General features: G+C 51.7%; 17 protein-coding genes and 1 pseudogene. 11 read left to right on the plus strand and 7 right to left on the minus strand.

All coding sequences use genetic code 11. From position 1 onward, the window contains the following. Positions 1–181: 181 nt before the first annotated feature. From glmS to cobO, 10 genes and pseudogenes are all read left to right on the plus strand, one after another. A complete protein-coding gene (gene glmS / locus GHC22_RS16160; RefSeq protein WP_003022963.1) occupies positions 182–631 on the plus strand; it encodes a methylaspartate mutase subunit S in 450 nt (149 codons plus the stop codon). Further along, positions 631–2,019 (plus strand): methylaspartate mutase accessory protein GlmL, encoded by a 1,389-nt coding sequence (glmL, locus tag GHC22_RS16165; protein WP_032942739.1) that lies wholly within the window; start codon positions 631–633, stop codon positions 2,017–2,019. The genes glmS and glmL overlap by 1 nt, the downstream gene beginning before the upstream one ends. An 18-nt stretch (positions 2,020–2,037) precedes the next feature. Then, entirely contained in the window at positions 2,038–3,483 is a 1,446-nt protein-coding gene (locus GHC22_RS16170) for a methylaspartate mutase subunit E (protein ID WP_003831428.1), read from the plus strand. Beyond that, entirely contained in the window at positions 3,483–4,724 is a 1,242-nt protein-coding gene (locus GHC22_RS16175) for a methylaspartate ammonia-lyase (RefSeq protein ID WP_008784155.1), read from the plus strand. Before GHC22_RS16170 ends, GHC22_RS16175 begins: the two co-directional genes overlap by 1 nt. Positions 4,725–4,727: 3 nt before the next feature. Continuing rightward, positions 4,728–6,098, plus strand: coding sequence for an acyclic terpene utilization AtuA family protein (locus GHC22_RS16180; protein ID WP_003022951.1), 1,371 nt, complete (start codon positions 4,728–4,730; stop codon positions 6,096–6,098). Further along, complete coding sequence (locus GHC22_RS16185; protein WP_003831425.1) at positions 6,095–6,412, plus strand: DUF4387 domain-containing protein; 318 nt, start codon at positions 6,095–6,097, stop codon at positions 6,410–6,412. Before GHC22_RS16180 ends, GHC22_RS16185 begins: the two co-directional genes overlap by 4 nt. A gap of 169 nt (positions 6,413–6,581) precedes the next feature. Then, positions 6,582–7,863, plus strand: a pseudogene (locus tag GHC22_RS16190) (dicarboxylate/amino acid:cation symporter); the annotation flags it as partial. 151 nt (positions 7,864–8,014) lie between these two features. After that, positions 8,015–9,016: a glutaminase A gene (glsA, locus tag GHC22_RS16195; RefSeq protein ID WP_008784152.1), complete on the plus strand. Its 1,002-nt coding sequence runs from the start codon at positions 8,015–8,017 to the stop codon at positions 9,014–9,016. A 109-nt stretch (positions 9,017–9,125) separates the two neighbouring features. Continuing rightward, a complete protein-coding gene (locus GHC22_RS16200; RefSeq protein ID WP_153753513.1) occupies positions 9,126–10,778 on the plus strand; it encodes a class I fumarate hydratase in 1,653 nt (550 codons plus the stop codon). Between the two features lie 9 nt (positions 10,779–10,787). Continuing rightward, positions 10,788–11,390, plus strand: coding sequence for a cob(I)yrinic acid a,c-diamide adenosyltransferase (cobO, locus tag GHC22_RS16205; protein ID WP_153753515.1), 603 nt, complete (start codon positions 10,788–10,790; stop codon positions 11,388–11,390). Positions 11,391–11,472: 82 nt separating this feature from the next. Here the strand turns inward: cobO and GHC22_RS16210 are convergent, their stop codons facing one another. After that, complete coding sequence (locus tag GHC22_RS16210) at positions 11,473–12,375, minus strand: LysR substrate-binding domain-containing protein (RefSeq protein WP_003022936.1); 903 nt, start codon at positions 12,373–12,375, stop codon at positions 11,473–11,475. Between the two features lie 405 nt (positions 12,376–12,780). Here GHC22_RS16210 and cobA point away from each other — a divergent pair, with 405 nt between their 5' ends. Further along, positions 12,781–13,569: a uroporphyrinogen-III C-methyltransferase gene (cobA, locus tag GHC22_RS16215; protein ID WP_003831416.1), complete on the plus strand. Its 789-nt coding sequence runs from the start codon at positions 12,781–12,783 to the stop codon at positions 13,567–13,569. On the opposite strand, the gene GHC22_RS16220 is transcribed toward cobA, so the two are convergent. The 6 genes from GHC22_RS16220 to sdhB all read right to left on the minus strand — a co-directional run bounded on the left by GHC22_RS16220 (position 13,548) and on the right by sdhB (position 21,984). Beyond that, positions 13,548–14,441, minus strand: coding sequence for a PocR ligand-binding domain-containing protein (locus GHC22_RS16220; RefSeq protein ID WP_153753517.1), 894 nt, complete (start codon positions 14,439–14,441; stop codon positions 13,548–13,550). The two genes, cobA and GHC22_RS16220, sit on opposite strands and share 22 nt — an antisense overlap. A 311-nt stretch (positions 14,442–14,752) precedes the next feature. Beyond that, entirely contained in the window at positions 14,753–15,622 is an 870-nt protein-coding gene (gene sucD / locus GHC22_RS16225) for a succinate--CoA ligase subunit alpha (protein WP_003022929.1), read from the minus strand. After that, on the minus strand, positions 15,622–16,788 hold the full coding sequence (gene sucC, locus GHC22_RS16230; protein WP_003022927.1) for an ADP-forming succinate--CoA ligase subunit beta: 1,167 nt from the start codon (positions 16,786–16,788) through the stop codon (positions 15,622–15,624). Before sucC ends, sucD begins: the two co-directional genes overlap by 1 nt. A 90-nt stretch (positions 16,789–16,878) precedes the next feature. Next, positions 16,879–18,102 (minus strand): 2-oxoglutarate dehydrogenase complex dihydrolipoyllysine-residue succinyltransferase, encoded by a 1,224-nt coding sequence (gene odhB, locus GHC22_RS16235; RefSeq protein ID WP_003022925.1) that lies wholly within the window; start codon positions 18,100–18,102, stop codon positions 16,879–16,881. A 14-nt stretch (positions 18,103–18,116) separates the two neighbouring features. Then, a complete protein-coding gene (gene sucA, locus GHC22_RS16240) occupies positions 18,117–20,918 on the minus strand; it encodes a 2-oxoglutarate dehydrogenase E1 component (protein WP_003831411.1) in 2,802 nt (933 codons plus the stop codon). A 349-nt stretch (positions 20,919–21,267) separates the two neighbouring features. Continuing rightward, complete coding sequence (gene sdhB, locus GHC22_RS16245; RefSeq protein ID WP_003022921.1) at positions 21,268–21,984, minus strand: succinate dehydrogenase iron-sulfur subunit SdhB; 717 nt, start codon at positions 21,982–21,984, stop codon at positions 21,268–21,270. Positions 21,985–21,989: the final 5 nt, after the last annotated feature.

The following is a 21,989-nucleotide window of genomic DNA, read 5'->3' on the forward strand; positions in this document are numbered from 1 at the left end:
AGGATTTTATAGATGACAAATATAATAATCATTTTTCTCAGGATATTTTGAAAATAGATCAATTGCTTCCTTTTTCGCTTCCACAGAAACTCCAACCCTATTAAGAGGTTGTCACAATCCATGTTCTAAATATTAGAAAATAATTTCACTTATTGACCATCAGCCCTACAGAGGATTACCCATGAAGAAATCTACACTTGTTATTGGCGTCATCGGTGCTGACTGCCATGCAGTAGGTAATAAAGTTCTGGATCGCGTTTTTACTGCTCATGATTTTCACGTAATCAACCTCGGGGTGATGGTGAGCCAGGATGAATATATTGATGCTGCGATTGAAACAGGCGCCGATGCCATCGTGGTGTCCTCTATCTACGGTCATGGCGACATTGACTGCCTCGGATTACGTGAGCGCTGCATCGAACGCGGCCTTGGCGACATTCTGCTGTACGTCGGCGGCAACCTGGTCGTCGGTAAACATGACTTCGCCGACGTGGAAGTGAAGTTTAAAGAGATGGGCTTTAACCGGGTTTTCGCCCCCAGCCACGATCTGGAAGATGTTTGCGCGCTTATCACTAATGATATTCACCAACACAATGGCCTCGAACAGCGTTGCCTGGAAGAGGCCATCTGATGCAAACAGTTTCTGTCGATATCGGCTCGACATGGACCAAGGCAGCCCTCTTCGCACATGAAGGCGAGGAATTAACCCTGGTAAACCATGTCCTGACCCCAACCACCACACATCATCTGGCAGACGGTTTTTTTGCCAGCCTGAATCAGGTGCTGAATGTTGCCGATGCTCGCCCGTTACTGAAAAGTGGTGAAGTGCAGTTGAAATACTCCTCCTCAGCGAAAGGTGGGCTCGCCGTTGCAGCAATGGGGCTGGTGCCTTCCATTACGCTGGAGTCGGCAAAAGTTACCGCCCATTCGGCAGGAGCGAAAATCGCGCAATATTATTCGTACAAGCTGAACCGTCATGACATCCAGGAGCTGGAATCATCACCGCCAGACATTCTGTTGTTTACCGGCGGGACAGACGGTGGCGAAGAAAGTTACGGCCTGGCGAATGCGCACGCGCTGGCAGGCTCAAAGCTTGATTGCGCCATTATCTACGCCGGAAACCGGGACATTCAGGACGAAATACAAACGATTCTGGGACATAAGGATCTGACCACGGTAGACAACATTCTGCCGGACCTCGATCACCCGAATCCGTTTGCCGCGCGCCAGGCGATTTGCGATGTGTTCTTGTCACGCATCGTCAAAGGCAAAGGTCTGGACGTTATCGTCGGCGAAACAGGCGAAGAGCCTATGCCGACGCCATGGACGGTATATGAGTTAGTCAAAGCCATTAGCGATTACGACAGCGCATGGAAGGAATTCATGCTGATTGATATGGGCGGAGCCACCACGGATGTCTATTCGGCCAGCGCGAATACCCTCTCCCCCGATACCGTCCTGCATGGTGTTCCTGAACCGTTCGTCAAACGTACCGTTGAAGGCGACCTTGGAATGCGCGTTTCCGCCGTTGTGGTGGGAGAAAGCACGCAGGATATGGTGAAAGTCATCTTCGCCCAGCAGCCACAGCGCGAGGAAGCGTTTTACCGCTATCTACGCCACCTGGTTGGGCAACCGGATTACCTGCCACTCAGCGAGGAAGAGAAATATTTCGACACCCTGCTGGCAGGTTTATGCGTGGGCTATGCCGCTGAGCGCCACGCGGGCACTAAAAAGCAGGTTTGCACCTGCGTGGGTAATGTGGATTTACAGATGGGTCGCGATCTCACCACCGTACGCAAAATCGTCGGTTCAGGGGGATGGCTCTCTCGCGCCAGCCAGTTCGATATCCATAACTGGCTCAAATACAGGGAGCTGGACGACCAGGGTAAAAGAATTCTGTTACCGAATCAGTTTGAGTATTACCGCGATTCAAATGGCCTGCTCCCTCTACTGGCAAACGTCGCCAGGCTGTACCCGCAAGCCGCTGCTCGCACCAGCATTCAGTGTTTAACCCTATAAAACTTAAGGCAGCTACGAATGGAACTTCGAAATAAAAAATTGACCCACGACGAATTTATGACCGAAAGGCATCAGGTGTTACAAACCTGGGAAACCGGCAAAGACGTTGAGAACTTCGAAGATGGCGTGAAGTACCAGCAATCAATTCCAGAGAAAAAGCGTTTCTCCCTCGCCCTGTTGAAGGCCGATCAGGAAGGTAAAACTCTGAGCCAGCCGCGCGCAGGTGTGGCATTAATGGATGAGCATATTGCGCTGCTCAAAACATTGCAGGAAGAGTGCGACCTCCTGCCAAGTACTATCGATGCCTATACCCGTCTGAACCGCTATGAAGAAGCCGCTGTCGGGATCCAAAAATCCATCGAAGCAGGTACTTCCAAGTTGAATGGTTTACCGGTCGTCAATCACGGGGTTGCTGCCTGCCGTCGTATGACTGAATCGCTGGATAAACCGATCCAGGTTCGCCACGGTACACCGGATGCGCGTCTGCTGGCAGAAATCGCCATGGCCAGTGGCTTTACCAGCTACGAAGGCGGCGGTATCTCCTACAACATCCCTTACGCCAAACGCGTCACCCTGGAAAAATCTATCCGTGACTGGCAGTACTGCGACCGTCTGATGGGTCTGTACGAAGAGAACGGCATTCGCATCAACCGTGAGCCGTTTGGTCCGCTGACCGGCACGCTGATCCCGCCGTTCATGTCCCACTCAGTCGCGATTATCGAAGGTCTGCTGGCGCTGGAGCAGGGCGTGAAGTCTATTACCGTCGGTTACGGCCAGGTCGGTAGCCTGACACAGGATATCGCTGCTATTCAGGCACTGCGTGAACTGTCCCACGAATACTTCCATAACCATGGCTTCGACGATTACGAGCTGAGCACCGTTTTCCACCAGTGGATGGGCGGATTCCCGGAAGATGAAGCAAAAGCCTTCTCCGTTATCGCCTGGGGCGCAGCGGTTGCCGGTATGTCTGGTGCCACAAAAGTCATTACCAAAAGTCCGCACGAAGCATTCGGTATCCCAACCGCGGCAGCTAACGCCCAGGGTCTGAAAGCGTCACGCCAGATGCTCAACATGGTCAGCGATCAGAAATTCCCGCAGTGCGCTGCCGTGGAGCAGGAAGTTGACCTGATTAAGAGCGAAGTCCGCGCGGTATTGAAGAAAGTCTTCGAACTGGGCAATGGTGACATTGCGCGCGGTACGGTGCTGGCCTTTGAAGCTGGCGTGCTGGATGTGCCTTTCGCTCCTGCCGCCTGTAACGCCGGTAAGATCCTGCCTGTTCGCGATAACACAGGCGCAATCCGTATTCTTGAAGCCGGTGCCGTGCCGCTGCCGAAAGATATTCTCGCCCTGCACCACGACTACGTTGCAGAGCGCGCACATTTCGAAGGTCGCAAGCCTTCTTTCCAGATGGTCATTGATGACATCAACGCCGTATCCCACAGTAAATTAATAGGAAGACCATAATGAAAATTAAACAGGCCCTTTTCACAGCTGGCTACTCCTCATTTTATTTTGACGATCAGCAGGCCATCAAAAACGGCGCCGGTCATGACGGGTTTATCTATACCGGCGATCCGGTAACGCCAGGATTTACGTCTGTTCGTCAGGCGGGTGAATGTGTTTCCGTACAGCTGATTCTGGAAAACGGCGCGGTAGCTGTGGGCGATTGCGCAGCGGTGCAATATTCAGGTGCAGGCGGTCGTGACCCACTGTTCCTAGCTGAAAACTTCATTCCGTTCCTCAACGACCACATCAAGCCGTTACTGGAAGGTCGTGACGTTGATTCGTTCCTGACCAACGCCCGTTTCTTTGACGAACTGCGTATTGACGGCCATCTGCTGCATACCGCCGTACGTTATGGTCTGTCTCAGGCGCTGCTGGACGCGGCGGCACTGGCTACCGGTCGTCTGAAAGCCGAAGTGGTTTGTGATGAATGGCAACTGCCATGTGTCCCGGAAGCCATTCCGTTATTTGGTCAGAGCGGCGACGACCGTTATATCGCCGTCGACAAGATGATCCTCAAAGGTGTGGATGTCCTGCCGCATGCGCTGATCAATAACGTTGAAGAGAAGCTGGGCTTTAAAGGTGAAAAACTGCGTGAGTACGTCCGCTGGTTGTCTAACCGCATCCTGAGCCTGCGCACCAACGAAAGCTATCACCCGACGCTGCACATTGATGTCTACGGCACCATCGGTCTGATCTTCGATATGGATCCAGTGCGTTGCGCCGAATACATCGCCAGCCTGGAAGCCGAAGCGCAAGGCCTACCGCTGTACATTGAAGGTCCGGTTGATGCCGGTAACAAGCCGGATCAGATCCGCATGTTAACCGAGATCACTCAGGAGCTGACTCGTCTGGGTTCCGGCGTGAAAATCGTTGCGGATGAATGGTGTAACACCTATCAGGACATCGTGGACTTCACCGACGCGGGCAGCTGCCACATGGTGCAGATTAAAACCCCGGACCTGGGCGGTATTCACAACATCGTTGATGCAGTGCTGTATTGCAACAAACACGGAATGGAAGCCTATCAGGGCGGTACCTGTAACGAAACGGAAATCAGTGCTCGTACCTGCGTACACGTCGCGCTGGCCGCGCGTCCAATGCGCATGCTGATCAAACCGGGTATGGGTTTCGATGAAGGTCTCAACATCGTGTTTAACGAAATGAACCGCACCATCGCGCTGTTGCAAACTAAGGATTAAGAGATGGCACGCACATTTAAGATCTTATCGCCTACGGCTATCCTGGGTTATGGCTTCCCGGAAGAAAGTTTTCGTAAAGCCATGGAAGAGTCACCGGATCTTATTGCTGTTGACGCAGGTTCCTCCGATCCTGGCCCCCACTACCTGGGGGCAGGTAAACCCTTTACTGACAGGGCCGGTGTGAAACGCGATCTGCGCTATATGATTGTGGCAGGCGTTAAGAACAACATCCCTGTCGTGATCGGCACAGCCGGTGGTTCTGGTGCAGCTCCGCATCTGGAGTGGTGTCGCCAGATAATCCATGAGATCGCGCAGGAAGAAAAACTGTCTTTCTCAATGGCGCTGATTCCGTCTGATGTCGACAAAGAAATCGTTCATCAGGCGCTGGATAACGGCAAAATCACCGCGCTCGATTTTGTGCCTGAACTGACTCACGAGGCCATTGAAGAGAGCACCTACATTGTCGCGCAGATGGGCGTCGAGCCTTTCCAGCGTGCGCTGAAAGCCGGTGCGCAGGTGGTCCTGGGCGGACGTGCCTACGATCCGGCCTGCTTCGCCGCGCTGCCGATTATGCAGGGCTTTGATGAAGGTCTGGCGCTTCATTGCGGTAAGATCCTTGAGTGTGCAGCCATTGCCGCCACCCCTGGCTCCGGCTCAGATTGTGCGATGGGAATCATTGACGATAACGGCTTTACGCTGAAGGCGTTCAATCCCAAGCGTAAGTTCACCGAGACTTCCGCAGCAGCGCACACCCTGTACGAGAAGTCAGATCCGTACTTCCTGCCAGGGCCAGGCGGTGTGCTGAACCTGAAGGCATGCACTTTCACCCAGGTTAACGAGGGTGAAGTGTATGTCAGCGGTTCACGGCATGAAGAAACACCGTATGCGTTGAAACTGGAAGGTGCACGCCAGGTTGGCTTCCGTTGCCTGACCATCGCCGGAACACGTGACCCTATTATGATTGCCGGGATTGACACGATTCTTGAAGAGGTACAGGCAAGCGTTGCACGTAACCTCTCACTGAATGACGACAGTATCCGCATGACGTTCCACCTTTACGGTAAGAACGGTGTGATGGGCAACCATGAGCCGATGAAAACTGCGGGCCATGAACTGGGAATTCTACTGGATGTCGTTGCGCCAACGCAGGATATCGCCAACAGCGTTTGCTCGCTGGTGCGCTCTACCCTGCTGCACTACGGCTATGAAAATCGTATTGCGACTGCGGGCAACCTCGCCTTCCCGTTCTCGCCATCTGATATTCAGAGTGGACCGGTGTATGAGTTCTCGATCTATCACCTGATTGAAGCGAGCGATGCGCTGCGTTTTGATTTCCACATTGAACAGGTGACGCCAGAAGGAGTTCAGGCATGAAACACTCAATTTGTTCACTGGCGCAAGTAATTCGTTCCAAAAACGCCGGACCGTACGAACTGGTTTTAGATATTTTATTTAAAACAAGGGAAGACTATCAGCGGGTAAAAGCCTGCGAGCAATTAACACCGCAGCTTATTGCCGGTTTATATAATGTTGAGCCTGAATTTATTCACAATATCGTCTGGTTCGATCCAGCGAATGCCGTAAAAATCGTCATGCCACGAGATATTATTTCCGGCAACGTCGGTGACAATGATGTTTATGGTGCGCAGCAACACGCTCCATTATTAAGTATTGAGTTCGACTTGTAACAAAAAAACACAATAACAACCATTGGAGCACAGAATTCAGCTGTATCACAGTGCTTCGAATTATTCATGCGGTTGGTCACAACAGGCGTGCGTCTGAGCTGCTGTCCAGGTTCAGGCGCACGCCACCCTACACAATTCCAATTACCAGCCTTTATCCGATGGAGTACACATGAAGAAAATTAGTTTAACGAAGATGATCATATTAGGCCTGATACTCGGCATGATTGCCGGGGTGGCCATAAATAATATGGCCGCGGCTGAAACAGCAAAATCTTATGCAGCAGATATTTCCATTTTCACCACCATATTCTTACGTATGGTGAAAATGATTATCGCTCCATTGGTTATTTCAACTCTGGTTGTAGGTATTGCCAAAATGGGCGATGCCAAAACGCTGGGACGTATATTTTCGAAAACCTTCTTCCTGTTTATTTGCGCCTCTCTGGTGTCAATTGCACTGGGTCTGGTTATCGTTAATATCTTCCAGCCAGGCGCAGGTATCAACTTTGTGCCACATGACGTCGGAGCCGTTGCCGCCGTTAAGTCAGAGCCATTCACGCTGAAAGTATTCATCTCACACGCGGTACCGACCAGTATTGTCGATGCGATGGCGCGTAACGAAATTCTGCAGATCGTCGTGTTCTCAATCTTCCTCGGTTGCAGCCTCGCTGCGATTGGTGAAAAAGCCGATCCTATCGTGAAAGTGCTGGATTCACTGGTGCACGTCATGCTGAAGCTGACGGGTTACGTCATGCTGTTTGCACCATTGACCGTTTTTGCCGCTATTTCAGGTCTGATTGCCGAACGTGGTCTGGGTGTGATGGTTAGCGCCGGGATCTTCATGGGTGAGTTCTACCTGACGCTGGGTATGCTGTGGGCGATCCTGATTGGCCTGTCTACGATGATCGTCGGGCCTTGCATCGCACGGTTAACTAAATCAATCCTCGAACCCGCTCTGCTGGCCTTTACCACTTCAAGCTCTGAAGCCGCCTTCCCGGGTACGCTGGACAAGCTGGAAAAATTCGGTGTTTCGTCAAAAATTGCCAGCTTCGTTCTGCCTATCGGTTATTCCTTTAACCTGGTCGGTTCCATGGCTTATTGCTCATTTGCCACCGTCTTTATTGCCCAGGCGTGCAACATCGAACTGAGCATGGGCGAGCAAATCACCATGCTGTTGATCCTGATGCTCACCTCGAAAGGAATGGCAGGCGTACCGCGCGCATCAATGGTGGTTATCGCTGCAACCCTGAACCAGTTCAACATTCCAGAAGCAGGTCTGATTCTGCTGATGGGTGTCGATCCGTTCCTCGATATGGGTCGTTCCGCCACGAACGTTATGAGTAACGCAATGGGAGCAGCCATTGTCAGCCGTTGGGAAGGTGAACACTTCGGCCAGGGTTGCCGTGGCTCTGCACCAGTGAAGTCCCCGGAGCAGGAACGTCCGGTTACCGAACCGTCAGAAGTTGCCATGTCCTGACACAACGCCATTGCCGGATGGCGCTCGCGCTTATCCGGCCTACATAACGTTTAACCATCCGTAGGCCGGATAAGGCGGTACGCCGCCATCCGGCACCACGATGAGCACACCAACAGGAATGCATAATGAATAAAACAATTCTCGGCGTGAGTCTCTTTTCTTTCAGCGTCTTGTTTAGCGCAACCACATTCGCGCAAACCACGCCCGACTACGCCAAGCTGATAGAACAGGCTCATCAGAAGTACAAAAGTAACAACGATGGAAAAGTCGCCGACTACATCCCTGCTCTGGCGACCTATAGTCCGAATAATTTTGCCATCACCATTGCGACGGTGGACGGCAAGATCTACCAGGTTGGCGATGTTAACAAACCTTTCCCAATGGAATCCCTGAGTAAAGTGTTCACCATGGCGCTTGCCATGGAGCAGCACGGTCCTCAGGTAGTGCTGGATAAACTTGGCGCCAATGCCACCGGTATGCCATTCAACTCAGGTTTAGCCGTTGAACTGACCAAAGGCGCGCCTGAAAACCCTCTGGTAAACGCCGGGGCCATGAGCACTGTTAGCCTGATCGAAGCCAAAGACAAAACCGATCGTTGGAACAAAATCCTCGACAACCTGAACGTCTGGGCCGATGCCACTCTCACCGTGAACGAACCGGTTTTCAAATCTGAAATGGAAACCAACCAGCACAATCAGGCGCTGGCCAAGCTGATGGAATCCTATAACAGCTTCTATGGCAACACTGACGAAGCCGTTGAAATTTATACCCGCCAGTGCTCGGTGGATATCACCGTTGAGCAACTGGCCAAAATGGGTGCCGTACTCGCGAACAAAGGCAAATCTCCGTTCAACGGTAAACAGTTGCTGAATGAGAAATATGTTCCGCAGGTGCTGGCAGAAATGGCAATCGCCGGGCTTTACGACGGTAGCGGTAAATGGCTGTACACCGTTGGCATCCCGGCGAAAAGCGGCGTCGGCGGCGGCATGGTTGCCGTTGTCCCAGGCGAATATGCGATTGCGGTCTATTCTCCGCCGCTTGATGAAGCCGGAAACAGCGTTCGTGCCCAGAAAACTATCGAATATGTCGCCGAAGCGACAAAAGCCAATGTCTTTTTAGCCAAATAACTTTACGCCGGATGGCGCTTCGCTTATCCGACCTACATCAATGCGTTAATCGTAGGCCGGATAAGCGAAGCGCCATTCGGTAAACAACACGAAGAGGTGAGAAGTAAACATGTCTAAACCATTTGTCTGGCAGGAACTCTTTGTTCAGAGTAAGGATAGTACCGAGTATGAATTACTTAGTAACCAGCACGTTACGGTAACGGAGTTAGACGGAGAGGAAGTGATCAAGGTTGCACCGGAAGCGTTAACCTTGTTAGCACAGCAGGCGTTTTATGAGGCTTCATTTTTCCTGCGCGCCGGACATTTAAAACAGATTGCCAGCATTTTGCACGACCCACAGGCCAGCAGTAACGATAAGTACGTCGCATTGCAGCTGCTGCGCAATGCAGAGGTTTCAGCTAAAGGCGTACTGCCCAACTGCCAGGATACCGGGACGGCAACCATTGTGGCCAGCAAAGGACAACATGTCTGGACCGGCGGCGATGACGCAGAAGCATTAAGCAAAGGCGTGTATTCCACCTTTACCGAAAACAACCTGCGTTACTCGCAAAATGCCCCGCTGGATATGTATACCGAGGTCAATACCCAGACCAACCTGCCCGCACAAATCGACATTAGCGCCACCCCAGGTAACGAATACCGTTTCCTGTTCGTCAATAAAGGTGGCGGCTCAGCTAACAAAGCGGCGCTGTTCCAGGAAACCAAATCCATTCTACAGCCGGAAAAACTCACTGCGTTCCTGATCGAAAAAATGAAATCACTGGGTACAGCCGCTTGTCCGCCGTATCACATCGCTTTTGTGGTTGGGGGCTTATCCGCCGACCAGACGCTGAAAGTCGCCAAACTGGCTTCAACCAAATATTACGATAATCTACCCACCAGCGGGAACGAGCTGGGCCAGGCGTTCCGTGATACGGCGCTGGAAGCCGAGTTGCTCAATGCCAGCCGCGAGTTTGGCATCGGGGCGCAGTTTGGCGGCAAATACTTTGCCCACGATATCCGCGTAATTCGCTTACCGCGCCACGGCGGCTCCTGCCCAATCGCGATGGCCCTCTCCTGCTCTGCCGACCGTAACATTAAGGCCAAAATTAATAAACACGGTATCTGGCTGGAGAAACTCGAGCATAATCCGGGCAAATTCATTCCTGATTCACAGCGAGTAGAAAACGGTGCCCAGACCGTACAACTGGATCTGAACCGTCCGCTGCGTGACATCCTGCATGACCTTTCCGCTCTGCCCATTGGTACACGCCTGTCGTTAAGCGGCCCGATTGTTGTCGCTCGCGATATCGCCCACGCGAACATCAAAGCGCGACTGGATAACGGCGAACCGATGCCGGAATACATGAAAAAGCATATCGTTTACTACGCAGGACCCGCCAAAACCCCGGAAAATCAGGCCTGTGGCTCGATGGGGCCTACCACCGGCGGGCGCATGGATGGGTATGTCGATGCTTTCCAGGCACAAGGCGGCAGCCTCATTATGCTCACCAAGGGTAACCGCAGCCAGCAGGTCACTGATGCCTGTCAGAAACACGGTGGATTTAGCCTCGGCAGCATTGGCGGTGCAGCAGCCCTGCTGGCGCAGCAGTACGTGAAAAGCCTGCAGTGCCTTGAATATCCCGAACTGGGAATGGAAGCCGTATGGATGATGGAAGTTAAAAATATGCCGGCCTTCGTATTAGTGGATGACAAAGGCAATAACTTCTTTAGCCAGTTCGAGCAGCAGCATCGCTGCGCAACTTGTCCGGCAGGGCATTAAGGAGTTTCCATGGAAGCGCGCGCCAATAACGACAGACACCGTCAGCGTCAGCAGAAGCTGAAAGAGCAGGTTGATACCCGCGTAGCGGCGGCAACGGAGAAGAAAGGGATCCTCATTGTCTTCACCGGCAACGGAAAAGGAAAATCCACCGCAGCCTTTGGCACGGCAACGCGCGCAGTGGGTCACGGAAAAACCGTTGGCATCGCGCAGTTTATTAAAGGTCAGTGGGACAATGGCGAGTACAACACCCTGCATCCCCTCGGCGTCGAGTTCCATATTATGGGTACCGGATTTACCTGGGAAACCCAAAATCGGCAAGCAGATATCGAGGCGGCAACGGTTGTCTGGCAGGAAAGTAAGCGCATGCTGGCTGATGCGCATTACGATCTAGTGGTGCTGGATGAACTCACCTACATGCTTGCTTACCACTATCTGGATATGCAAGAGGTTATCAGCGCCATCGAAAATCGTCCTGCCGGTCAGAGCGTTATCATCACAGGACGCGGATGCCATACGCTGTTACTGGAACTGGCCGATACAGTCAGTGAAATTCGCCCGGTCAAACACGCGTTTGACCGCGGTGTTCAGGCACAGGTTGGGATCGACTGGTAGCCGTTCTTTTGCCGGATAACGATGCTAACGCGTCTTATCCGGCCTACCCATCGTTGTAGGCCTGATAAGGCGCAAGCCACCTTCAGGCAGCCGATACCACGGACTTACTGAGCAACCAGTTACGGAAAATCTGTAAATGCTCGGATTCCGATTTCTCTTCACGCCACGTCATAATAAATCGATTCCCGGTACGCATTGGAACATCGCAAGGAATGACCATATCACCGCTGTCCAGATCGTGCTGAATGGCAAAACGTGGGAGCAGCGCAACGCCCAGATTAGAGCGGACCGCCGCGATCAGCATCGATAACAAATCAAATCTCGGACCTTTATTCACTAGCGGACTGCTGACATCTGACAGCGCAAACCACTCCTGCCACCCTTTGATGCGCGTGCTTTGGTGTAAGAGCGGAAATTCGTTTAGTAATTCGTTCACCGCCAGTTTTCGTTCCGGTTCGGCCAGCAAACAGCGACTGCAAACCGGCAGAATTTCCTCTTCAAACAGGTACTCAACCCCTGACCATGGCGAATAAAAGTCTTCACGCATAATTGCCGCGTCATACTCTCGATTGAGAAAATCACCAATATTCGCCAGGGAATGAATGTTCACGATAATATCAGGATTAAGTTTGTTAAATTCACGCAGGTTTGGGATCAGCCAGTGCGTGCTGAACGTCGGATTCACCGCCAGCTCAATAACCTGTACCGTCGGCTGCCAGGTCATTATCGTCGTCGTATCTCGTTCAAGTTTATTTAACGTTTCTTTAACGATACTTAAATAGTGTTTGCCGGCCGCATTTAAGAAAATGCGTTTTTTGGCATGATTAAATAGCGCGGTATTGAGAAAATCCTCCAGTGCATTTACCTGGCGGAAAACAGCACTTTGTGTCAAAGCCAGCTCTTCAGCTGCCCGGGTATAACTTTCGTGACGCGCAACAACTTCAAAAGTTACCAGCAACTCCGTCTTGGGTATTTTTCCTCTCATAACCTCTTCCATATGCAGCGTACAAAAATAGTTTAATTTATAAAAAATAATTCAAGCTACCCAGATAAGCACCGAGAGTTATATTTTATTTCATCCATTAATGTCATTGATCCAATCCATGATTTACTCACACTGATGGCGGATAAATATTAACCAATAATACTCAAGAGCAGCAATAAACACAATTTAAATAAGGTTAAACCTAAGCAAATGGTGCCAATAAGTTCTTAATAATTTTTCAAGTCATCTTGTTTATTGCAGAAAAAACTTTGCGAGATTAATCAATATTATCAGTGCGATAATTTTGGATAATTTCACGTTATAACTTACGGGCAAACGACTGCTTTTTATCATTCCTTGATGTGGTTTCTGCCTTTTTTTGATCGATGTGATAAAGGACACAATGTGAAAACTTTCGGAAAGGTCTGGCTCGTTGGGGCAGGTCCCGGTGATATTTCATTACTTACCCTCAAAGCAATGATGTGCATTAAACAGGCTGATGTCATTATTTACGATCGGCTGGTCAATCCTAAAATTTTGGAATGGGCATTACCTGATTGTCTTCTTATCAATGTCGGTAAAAACCCAGGTTTCCATTGTGTACCGCAGGATGAAATCAATGCACTGCTTGTCCAGTATGCCCAAACGCACAATAATATTGTGCGTCTGAAAGGCGGCGATCCGTATGTTTTTGGACGTGGGGCTGAAGAAGTTGAAGATCTCGTCGAGACGGGCATCCCGTTTGAAGTGGTGCCGGGTATTAGCTCAACCATTGGTGGCCTGACCTATGCCGGGATTCCGGTAACACACCGCGATTTCGCCTCGGGATTTCACGTGGTAACCGGCCATACGCGGGAGGGCAACCAACAGCAGGACTGGCGTCAGCTGGCGAAACTGAATGGTACGCTGGTTATTGTCATGGGTATCGCCAATCTGGCGTTTATCTGTGAGGAATTATTGATGGGTGGAAAATCAGCAGATACGCCTGCAGCGCTAATTATGTCCGCCACCCGGGATAACCAACGCCGACTTACCTGTACGCTCGGTTCACTACTGAGCAAGGCGCAGGAAGCTAACATCCTCCCCCCTGCGCTGATAGTGATTGGTGATGTGGTAACCCTGAGCGATCGGCTCTCTTTTATCCCTGAAGCCATCACGCTGCCAGAAAACCTTTACTGTGACAGTCTGGCATGACGAAAAGACTGGGGCGACGTTTGATGCGCCGCCCGGAAAACACGGCAAAAGTAACTGGTTTGTGCGTATTGGAGTTTCCGGGCAATGCTGTCTATTGAATGAACGGGATCGTGCAATAACTCCCCCGCTTTTTGCATTTTTTTCTGATTCACCCAGGTTTTAAAGTTAACGCCCTGTCGTTTCTTAAAAAAACGGCTGAAATAGTTTGCGCTTAAGCAAACGTGAGCTGCTACGGATTCCAGGGATAATTCACTATATAAATTCTCATCAATATAACGCAACGCTGCCAGAAGCTTTTTCTCGTGTCGGGAAGGCTCTGTAAAATAATGACGCATGTAACTGGTCGACGGGATAACAAACTCATCAGGTTGTTGCTGTTCTGTCTCAAAATTATCAACAATAAAATTTAATAAATTAGCTGATGCCACCAGTGTATTATTATCGACTACCGCCACCTGACTCCATTCAGCTTTTATTTTTGGTTCATCCATCCATGAGCATTCATTATCAATAACGATAGTTTTATATTCCTGATATTTTGCCCGCACCTGCCCACAGAGCATAAAACCGTACAGATGCCCCTCGCGAATTAATGGCATAGAAAACAGACTTAGCCCAGCGTGGCAGCTGAGTATTCTGGGTTTAAGGTGTTTTAATCCTTCAAAAGCACAATATTTTTCACACTTTTGGCACCTCGTACAATATCGTTCATCCGCCCGCATTAATGTGCAGAACGAATTAAAGTTATGGCAATCCGAGAGAGTTTTTCCGTTAACATCAACCACAACCGTGGCTAATCCAGTCGCACTGGAGAATACTTTTGCTATCGAGAAAAAACGTTGTAGATAATCATCCTGGATTTTCAACGACACGGTATCCTCCGGCATTAATGAAATTAAAGCCGGTAATATGCAGAAATTAATCAAGAGAAAGAATGATGCTCACCGCAGAAAATAATCTCATTTATGCAGATGATTATGATCAAATTGCAAGATAAATATTGAATGCCATGATGGTTATTACCTACAGAAGAAAAACCGTATAGCTTTAAGCAGGTTATAAAAATAACACACAGACAAAAGTTGAATTGCAGACATAAAAAAGGCCATCATCAGATGGCCAACCATGTCGAAACGGGACCAGCCCTTGACTATGCAGAGAGTCAGGGCTGTTTTTTTATTTCTTACTTAATAACGGTTTTCAGCGCTTCGCCGATATCGGCCAGGCTACGAACAGTTTTCACACCTGCAGCTTCCAGCGCAGCGAATTTCTCATCCGCTGTACCTTTCCCACCCGCGATGATCGCCCCCGCGTGACCCATACGCTTACCTTTCGGCGCAGTCACACCCGCGATGTAACCTACAACCGGCTTGGTTACATGATCTTTGATGTAAGCAGCCGCTTCTTCTTCCGCGCTACCGCCGATCTCACCGATCATGACGATCGCTTCAGTCTGCGGATCTTCCTGGAACAGCTTCAGGATGTCGATGAAGTTAGAGCCAGGGATCGGGTCGCCACCGATGCCCACACAGGTAGACTGGCCGAAACCATAGTCGGTGGTCTGCTTAACCGCTTCATAGGTCAGGGTACCTGAACGGGAAACGATACCCACTTTACCCGGCTTGTGAATGTGGCCCGGCATGATACCGATTTTACATTCACCCGGAGTGATAACGCCTGGGCAGTTCGGGCCGATCATGCGTACGCCAGCTTCATCCAGCTTCACTTTCACGGTCAGCATATCCAGCGTTGGGATACCTTCGGTGATAGTGATGATAAGCTTGATGCCTGCATCGATTGCTTCCAGAATGGAATCTTTGCAGAACGGGGCCGGAACATAGATAACGGTGGCGGTTGCGCCGGTCGCTTCTACCGCTTCACGTACGGTGTTGAACACTGGCAGACCCAGATGCGTGGTGCCGCCTTTGCCCGGCGTAACGCCACCGACCATTTGCGTACCGTAAGCGATCGCTTGTTCGGAGTGGAATGTCCCCTGGCTACCGGTGAAGCCCTGGCAGATAACCTTGGTATCTTTATTAATTAAAACTGACATTATTTCCCCTCCACTGCGGCAACAACCTGCTGAGCTGCATCCGTCAGACTTTTCGCTGCAATAATATTCAGGCCGCTATCAGCCAGTTTTTTCGCGCCGAGTTCAGCGTTGTTACCTTCCAGACGTACCACAACCGGAACGTTTACACCTACTTCTGCTACCGCGCCGATGATACCGTCAGCGATCAGGTCGCAACGTACGATACCGCCGAAGATGTTAACCAGTACGGCTTTAACATTGTCATCAGAGAGGATAATTTTGAACGCTTCGGTTACACGCTCTTTGGTCGCACCGCCGCCAACGTCGAGGAAGTTAGCCGGTTCGCCGCCGTGCAGCTTAACGATGTCCATGGTGCCCATTGCCAGGCCCGCACCGTTAACCATACAACCGATGTTACCGTCCAGTGCGACGTAGTTCAGTTCCCACTGTGCAGCCTGCGCTTCACGCGGATCTTCCTGAGACTGGTCGCGCATTTCGCGCAGGTCAGCCTGGCGGAACAGTGCGTTGCCGTCAGCGCCCAGTTTGCCGTCGAGGCAGATCAGATCACCCTGTTTGGTCACAACCAGCGGGTTGATTTCGATCAGCGCCAGATCGCGCTCCAGGAAGATAGTCGCCAGACCCATGAAGATCTTGGTGAACTGCTGAACCTGTTTACCTTCCAGACCCAGTTTGAACGCCAGCTCACGACCCTGGTAAGGCATCGGGCCTGCCAGCGGATCGAGCGCCACTTTGTGGATCAGGTGCGGGGTTTCTTCCGCTACTTTTTCGATTTCCACGCCGCCTTCGGTAGAGGCCATGAAGACCACGCGACGGGAGCTACGGTCAACAACTGCGCCGAGGTAAAGTTCTTTACCAATGTCGGTCGCGGCTTCAACCAGAATCTGATTTACCGGTTGGCCATGAGCATCTGTCTGGTAAGTGACCAGACGTTTACCCAGCCAGTGTTCAGCAAAAGCGCGAATGTCTTCTTTGCTGTTTACCACCTTCACACCGCCCGCTTTACCACGGCCACCAGCGTGAACCTGACATTTCACTACCCACGGGCCAGCGCCGATTTTAGATGCAGCTTCTTCGGCTTCACGCGGAGTAGTACAGGCATAACCCACCGGTGCCGGTAAGCCATAGCGGGCAAAAAGTTGTTTTGCCTGATATTCATGTAAGTTCATGTGTTCTGTCCATCCTTCAGGTAATCGTTATCTTTTACCCGTAGGTCTGATAAGCGTCCAGACCTACGGGGCAGGTGATACTCTTATTAACTACACGTCCAGCAGCAGACGCGTTGGATCTTCCAGCAACTCTTTAATGGTTACCAGGAAGCCTACTGACTCACGACCATCGATCAGACGGTGGTCATAAGACAGCGCCAGATACATCATCGGCAGGATTTCAACCTTGCCGTCTACCGCCATCGGACGATCTTTGATGGCATGCATACCCAGGATGGCGCTCTGCGGTGGGTTGATGATCGGCGTGGACATCAGGGAACCGAACACACCACCGTTAGTGATGGTGAAGTTACCACCCGTCAGATCTTCGACCGTCAACTTGCCGTCGCGACCTTTAACTGCCAGTTCTTTAATATTCTTCTCAATGTCAGCCATACCCAGCAGATCCACATCACGCAGGACCGGCGTGACCAGGCCACGCGGCGTGGAGACCGCCATGCTGACATCAAAGTAGTTGTGGTAAACCACGTCATCGCCGTCGATGGACGCGTTCACTTCCGGATAGCGTTTCAGCGCTTCAACAACCGCTTTCACGTAGAAAGACATAAAGCCCAGACGGATACCGTGGCGTTTCTCGAACGCATCACCGTATTGCTTACGCAGGTCCATGATTGGCTTCATGTTGACTTCGTTGAACGTGGTCAGCATGGCGGTAGAATTTTTCGCTTCCAGCAGACGCTCGGCTACGCGTTTGCGCAGACGGGTCATCGGAACACGTTTTTCGCCACGCGCGCCCAGTTGAGCCTGCGGTGCAGGTGCTGCAGCCGGCGCTTTTGCTTCGGCTTTCGCAGCCGGAGCTTTCGCCAGATGTTTTTCAACATCTTCACGGGTGATACGACCGCCGACACCGGTGCCGTTGATAGCGCTGGCTTCGAGGTTATGCTCACCCAGCAGGCGACGGATCGCCGGGCTCAGGGCATCGTTGTTCTGCTCAGCAAGAGACGCCTGCTGGCGCTGTGCCGGAGTAGAATCTTTCTCTTCAGACTTAGCACTGGTCTCTTTACCGGTGCTGTTGCCTTCACGCAGGCGACCGAGGATCTGGCGAGAAGTGACGGTTGTCCCTTCATCTTCCAGAACCGCATCAAGAATACCGTCCGCTGATGCCGGTACTTCCAGTACCACTTTGTCAGTTTCGATTTCTACCAGTACTTCATCACGACGTACTGCATCGCCCGGTTTTTTGTGCCAGGTTGCAACCGTTGCATCCGCTACGGATTCAGGCAGGTCGGGAACAAGAATATCTACGCTACTCATTATTTATCCTTTATTTAATCGACGTTCAGCGCGTCATTTACCAGATCTTGTTGCTGCTTCTGGTGAACGGACATATACCCTACTGCCGGAGAGGCAGAGGCCGGGCGACCTGCATAACGCAGAGCTGACCCAAATGGAATTACTTCACGAAAATGATGCTGGCTGCAGTACCATGCGCCCTGGTTGAGCGGCTCTTCCTGGCACCAGACAAAATCATGTACGTGAGCAAATGGTTTCAGCGCTTCCTGCACCGCTTTATGCGGGAACGGATAGAGCTGTTCGATGCGCACAATGGCGACATCTTTTTGGTCGTTCTTGCGGCGTTGCTCCAGCAGGTCGTAATAAACCTTACCAGAACACATCACGACGCGCTTCACGCCTTTAGGATCAAGTTCATCTACTTCGCCAATGGCTGGCAGGAAAGTACCATTTGCCAGTTCGTCCAGCGTAGACACCGCCAGCGGATGACGCAGCAGCGACTTCGGTGACATCACCACCAGCGGACGACGCATACCGCGCAGCGCCTGACGACGCAGCATGTGATAAACCTGCGCCGGGGTAGACGGGACGCAAACCTGCATGTTTTGCTCAGCGCAAAGTTGCAGATAACGTTCCAGACGCGCGGAGGAGTGTTCCGGACCCTGACCTTCATAGCCGTGCGGCAGCAGCATAACCAGACCGCACATACGGCCCCATTTCTGCTCGCCGGAAGAGATGAACTGGTCGATAACGACCTGTGCACCGTTAGCGAAGTCGCCGAACTGTGCTTCCCAGATGGTTAGCGTGCGCGGTTCTGCTGTGGCATAACCGTACTCGAACGCCAGCACGGCTTCTTCAGACAGCACGGAGTCCCATACGCGGAAGGTGCCTTGTCCGTTATGCACATGCTGCAGCGGAGTGTAGGTTGAACCGTTCGCCTGGTTATGAATCACCGCGTGACGGTGGAAGAAGGTTCCGCGACCGGAGTCTTCACCCGACAGACGGACCGGAATGCCTTCGTCAACCAGCGTGGCGTAAGCCAGATTCTCTGCACCACCCCAGTCAAACAGCTTCTCGCCTGCGGCCATGGCCTGGCGGTCGCCGTAAATCTTGGCAACACGCGACTGCATTTCAACCGCTTCAGGTACGGTGCTGATGCGTTTTGCCAGCTCCTGCAGACGCTTCATCTCAACTTTGTTCGGGTAGTTTTCATCCCATTCGTGGTTGAGGTACGGCGACCAGGTGAAGGAGTGCATGTTCATTGGACGCCACTCTTTCACTACGCATTCGCCAGCATCCAGCGCGTCACGGTACAGATTGACCATCTCTGTCGCATCTTCCAGCGTGGCGACCTTGTCCGCTTCCAGCTTATCAGCGTAGATTTTGCGCGGGGTCGGATGCTTTTTGATTTTCTGATACATCAGCGGCTGGGTTGCGCTCGGCTCGTCGGCTTCGTTGTGGCCGTGACGGCGGTAGCACACCAGATCGATAAAGACATCGCGTTTAAAGGTATTACGGAAATCCAGCGCCAGACGCGTCACGAAAGCGACCGCTTCCGGGTCATCCGCGTTCACGTGGAAAATCGGCGCCTGAACCATCTTACCGATGTCGGTACAGTACGGTGTAGAACGCGCATCCAGCGGGTTAGACGTAGTGAAGCCCACCTGGTTGTTGATAACGATGCGAACGGTACCGCCCACTTCGTAACCACGCGCTTTCGACATGTTCAGGGTTTCCTGAACCACGCCCTGCCCGGTAACTGCCGCATCACCGTGAATGGTGATTGGCAGGACTTTATTGCTGCTCGGCTCGTCCAGACGATCCAGACGTGCACGTACAGAACCGATAACCACCGGGCTAACGATTTCCAGGTGCGACGGGTTAAACGCCAGCGCCAGGTGCACCAGACCGCCTTCGGTTTCGATATCTGACGAGAAGCCCATGTGGTACTTCACGTCACCGGTGCCGAGGTGTTCTTTATGTTTGCCCGCAAATTCGTCGAACAGTTCCTGCGGGCGTTTGCCCAGTACGTTAACCAGAACGTTCAGACGACCACGGTGCGCCATGCCCAGCACCACTTCACGGGTACCGCTGTTACCGGCGTGGCGGATCATCTCTTTGAGCATTGGGATTAACGCATCGCCGCCTTCCAGCGAGAAGCGTTTCGCGCCCGGGAACTTAGCGCCCAGGTAGCGTTCCAGACCTTCTGCTGCGGTCAGTTCACTGAGGAAACGTTTCTTCTCTTCGCTACTGAATGCGGCACGGCCAGACTCGATACGCTGCTGAAGCCAACGTTTTTCTTCGGTGCTGGTGATGTGCATATACTCGGCGCCAATTGGGCCGCAGTAGGTTTGTTTCAGCGCAACAACCAGGTCGCTCAGCTTCATCGTGTCTTTGCCGCCGGCAAAAGAACCTACGTTAAAGCTTTCCTGGAAATCCGCATCGGTCAGATCGTGGAAAGACGGGTCCAGATCGGCCACATTTTCTTGCTGCCACAGTCCCAGCGGATCAAGATTCGCATGCTGATGACCGCGGAAACGATAGGCGTTAATGAGCTGCAGGACTTTAACCTGCTTCACATTGGCATCAGGGTCGGAAATAGAAGAAGAGTAACGTGGGGTAATCAACGCCTGTCGACGGAAATAATCACGTGTTTTTGAGTGAAGTTGATCCGGTTTGACTCCGGTACCAGGTAACTGCTGGAACGTCGAACGCCAGTTAGCATCTACCGAGTCAGGGTCGGTTAAGAAGTCTTCATAGAGCTGTTCTATCCAGCTCTGGTTAGAACCAGAGAGGTAAGAAGAGTCCAACCAGGCTTTCAAAGCGCTGTTCTGCATCGTGATCCCTTAAGCATTTGTATGCTTACTTCGCCGTGGATACTACCACGCACACCGATGTGCGTGCCGGGGTTCACTTGTTGCGGACTGTCGTGTCATCTGCGTCCGCTAAGGAACCTTTAAAAACTGTCTAATAATGTGGCAGTTTTTAGAGGTTTCCTGCACTTAAATTGCCTGATGGCGCTTCGCTAATCAGGCCTACAAGGTACGTAACCCGTAGGCCGGATAAGACGCTACGTCGCATCCGGCAACCATTGCCTGATGGCGCTTCGCCTATCAGACCTACAAGGTACATAACCCGTAGGCCGGATAAGACGCTACGTCGCCATCCGGCAACCACTACAACTACTTACGCACTACGTTTGAGCAGCATCGACTTAATATGGCCAATGGCGCGCGTCGGGTTCAGTCCTTTCGGACATACGCTGACGCAGTTCATGATGCTATGGCAGCGGAATACGCTGAAAGCGTCACTTAAACCTTCCAGGCGGCTGTCGGTCTCGGTATCGCGGCTATCAATTAAGAAGCGATACGCTGCCAGCAGGCCTGCCGGGCCAATAAACTTGTCCGGGTTCCACCAGAATGATGGGCAGGACGTTGAGCAGCATGCACACAAAATACATTCATACAGCCCATCGAGCTTCTCACGCTGCTCTGGCATTTGTAAATGCTCACGAGCTGGCGGATTTTTCCCATTATTCAACAAGTAAGGCTTAATCTTCTCATACTGTGCGTAGAATTGCCCCATGTCTACCACCAAATCGCGCACAACCGGTAAACCCGGTAGCGGGCGAATGACAATTTTTTTGCCCGGCTGATTCAGCGCAGAAATAGGAGTGATACAGGCCAGTCCATTTTTGCCGTTCATGTTCAGACCGTCGGAGCCACAAACCCCTTCACGGCAGGAGCGACGAAACGACAGCGACGGATCTTTTTCTTTCAGCTGCATCAAGGCATCCAGCAGCATCATGTCGCGCCCTTCTTCCGCCTCCAGGGTGTAATCCTGCATGCGCGGAGCGTCGTCAACATCCGGGTTATAGCGATAAACTGAAAACTCGAGTTTCATTGTCC

The organism is Citrobacter sp. H12-3-2 (assembly GCF_009649895.1).
In the GTDB taxonomy this organism is placed as follows: domain Bacteria; phylum Pseudomonadota; class Gammaproteobacteria; order Enterobacterales; family Enterobacteriaceae; genus Citrobacter; species Citrobacter portucalensis.